The organism is Anaerolineales bacterium, from assembly GCA_022866145.1.
Taxonomy (GTDB): domain Bacteria; phylum Chloroflexota; class Anaerolineae; order Anaerolineales; family E44-bin32; genus PFL42.
Genome location: JALHUE010000531.1, coordinates 1 through 3,105, shown reverse-complemented (window position 1 = coordinate 3,105; position 3,105 = coordinate 1). Strand labels below are relative to the sequence as shown.

Below are 3,105 nucleotides of genomic sequence, written 5' to 3'. Positions count from 1 at the left end.
GGTCAGCCACTCACCCGCCATCGCCGACCCGGCTGGTGGCGAATGTTGTGGTGACTTTTCCTGCCGCCTTTTCGGCGCTAGAATGGCTGCTGGCGTGAGTCGTAGTTCAATCCGTCCCTGGTGGATTCGGACCTATTGCGGAGCCGGCGTGAGACGCGGACTCCCGCACGCCAAGCTCGTTGCCTCGCCGGAGCGCGTGTCCTTGACTGGATCCGGCGGCGTCAGGAGGGAACACTCACGATGAAACTCTATCTGCGCCTGGCATGGCGCAACATCTGGCGCCACCGCCGGCGGACCATCATCATCGTCTCGGCGATGGGCCTCGGCCTGTCGCTGATGATGATGTACGACGGCCTGGTCGACGGCTTCAACCAGGCGATCTACGGCAACGCCATCAAGGTCCTGGGCGGCAACCTGCAGGTGCACGCCGAGGGCTACCGCGACAGCGCCGGACAGAAGCCGCTGCTGCCGCTGGCCGATGACGCCACCGTGCTGGCTGCCGTGCGCGCCCAGCCGGGCGTGGTGGCGGCGGCGCGCCGCATCAACACCGGCGGACTGGCCAGCAGCCGTGAAGGCGCCTTCGCCGTGGGCATCACCGCCATCGAGCCGGAGCTCGAGCAGGCGGTCAACCTGGCTGCCCAGAACGTGATCGCCGGGCGAGCGCTCACCGCCGAGGACGGCGACGCGATCTTCATCGGCAAGGGCTTGGCCGACGCCATGGATGTGACCGTCGGCGACCGCATCACGCTCACCGGCCAGGCGACTCACGAGCAGATGCGCCGCCGCACGATGAATGTCGTCGGGATCTACGACCTGGGGATGCCCGACATCGAGAAGCTCGGCGTCTACCTCTCGTTGGCCGAGGCGCAGTCGCTCTACGATCTGCCGGGTCAGTCGACCGAGGTGGCAGTCTTCCTCGACAATATCGGCGGCGAGGCGGACCTGATCAGCACGCTGCAACCCTCCCTGCCGGGTTACGAGATCGTATCCTTCGAGGATAGCTACCCCGAGCTGAAGTACGCCCTGGCGACCAAAGGCAAGGTGATGGACATCTTCAGCGTCATCATCCTGGGGATCGCCGGCATCGGGATTCTCAACCTGCTGCTGATGGCGGTCTACGAACGCACCCGCGAGATCGGCGTGCTGGGCGCCATGGGCTTGAAGCCGCGCCAGATCTCCTACCTCTTCATTCTGGAAGGCACGTTCATCGGCCTGGTTGGTGTGGCTGTGGGAATCGCGCTCGGGCTGGCGTTCAACGGCCTGATGCGGATCAATGGACTGGACTACACCGCCATGTCCGGGATGACCAGCTACATGGCGCTGTTGTCCGACAAGGTGTATCCAAGCTGGGGCGTCAGCAAACTGCTGGGGCGTGGGTTGACGGTGGCGATCATCGCCGCCCTGGCGGCGGTCATTCCGGCGCGCGAAGCGGCCCATCGCGACCCGGCCGAAGCCCTGCACTACGTTTGAGGTTCGCCATGATCCAGACGCTGAAACTGGCCTTTCGCAACCTGGGGCGCAACCGGCGGCGGACGTTCTTCTCCGCCCTGGCCATGGGAATTGCGCTGACCTTGCTGTTGTTGTTCGCATCGTTCATCCAGGGGGAGATGGGCAGCGCCATCGACATGTCCATCCGCCTTCAGTCCGGGCACCTGCAGGTCCGGGCGGAGTCGTACGATGAGACCAAGACGAGCCTCAAGTGGGAGGACCTGGTCGAAAATCCCGATCAGGTCGCGGCGAAAGTCGCCTCGATCGGTCTGGTGACCGCCGCTACTCCCCGGCTGTATGCCACGGGATTTGTCACCACGCGCGACGAATCCACTGGCGTCCGCGTGGTGGGCGTCGACCCGCTGTCGGAGGCCAATGCCCCATATCGCGACGGGATGCGGGAGGGTGAGTTCCTGTCGCCGGACGACCGGGAGGGTGTACTGCTGGGCTGGACGCTGGCCAAGCAGCTGGGCCTCTCGGCGGGGGACCAGGTGAGCCTCTCGGTGAATACGTCCGACGGGAACGTCGAAGAACAACGCTTCACTGTGCGGGGCATCTTCAGCACCGGGACCAGCGGCTTCGACCGAATGACCGTGCTCCTCCCGCTGGTCAAGGCACAAGCCATCACCGGAGCCGGGAATCGCGCCAGCTCGGTGTTCATCCTGCTGAAGGACACGGCCGCAACCCCGGCGGTGGTCGACGCACTCACCGGCACGGGGTACAAGGTGCTGACCTGGGATGAGCTGAACGAGCTGCTCGTTCAGACCGAACAACTCTATGTCGGCTACCTGACCTTCTTCTATCTCATCATCCTGGGCATCGGCGCCACGGTCATCGTCAACACCCAGATCATGTCGGTCTACGAGCGGACACGCGAGATCGGCATCCTATCGGCGATCGGCATGCGCGGTCGGAGGTTGTTGGCCATCTTCCTGGCGGAGTCGGGGATGCTGGCGGTGGGCGGGATCGTGCTCGGCCTGGTCATCGGCGGCGTCGTCATCGCCTACTTCACTCGCTATGGGCTCCCCGTCGATTTCGAGGGGTACGGGATCACCGGGCTGCTGTTCCCCGACAAGATCTACACCCAACTCACGCTGCAGGACACCGTCCGGCTGAGCCTGATGACCTTCATCGTCACCCTGCTGGCCGGCGTGTACCCTGCCGTGCTGGCCTCGCGCATGGAGCCCGTGGCGGCCCTGCGAGCCGAGAAGTAAAGGAGCGCTACCGATGGAAGTCGCCAAAACTGAGAACGTCACCCGTGTGTACACGATCGGCGCCGTCGAGACGCAGGCGCTGCGCGGCGTCAGCCTGTCGATCGAGAACGGTGAATTCGCGGCGCTGGTCGGTCCCTCTGGCTCGGGCAAGACAACCCTATTGCAGCTCCTGGGTTGCCTCGATCGGCCGACGAGCGGCCGGGTGATCATCAACGGCAAGGATGTCAGCCAGCTCAACCGCAATCAGCGGGCGGACATGCGCCGGGGCACGATCGGGTTCATCTTCCAATTCTTCGCCTTGATCCCGACCCTCACGGCCTACGAGAACGTCGAGCTGCCCTTGCTGCTCACCGGAAAGCCTCCGGCGGAACGGAAGGACCGTGTGACGGGACTTCTCGCGTCT

Annotated in this window: 3 protein-coding genes; all 3 read left to right on the top strand. The window is 64.7% G+C overall.

Annotation, left to right across the window (positions count from 1 at the left end; all coding sequences use genetic code 11):
- The first annotated feature begins 240 nt into the window (after positions 1–240).
- Positions 241–1,470, top strand: coding sequence for an FtsX-like permease family protein (locus tag MUO23_15220; GenBank protein MCJ7514301.1), 1,230 nt, complete (start codon positions 241–243; stop codon positions 1,468–1,470).
- Positions 1,471–1,478: 8 nt separating this feature from the next.
- A complete protein-coding gene (locus MUO23_15215; GenBank protein ID MCJ7514300.1) occupies positions 1,479–2,702 on the top strand; it encodes an FtsX-like permease family protein in 1,224 nt (407 codons plus the stop codon).
- Between the two features lie 13 nt (positions 2,703–2,715).
- A partial coding sequence (locus MUO23_15210; GenBank protein ID MCJ7514299.1) for an ATP-binding cassette domain-containing protein occupies positions 2,716–3,105 on the top strand: 390 nt, incomplete at its 3' end.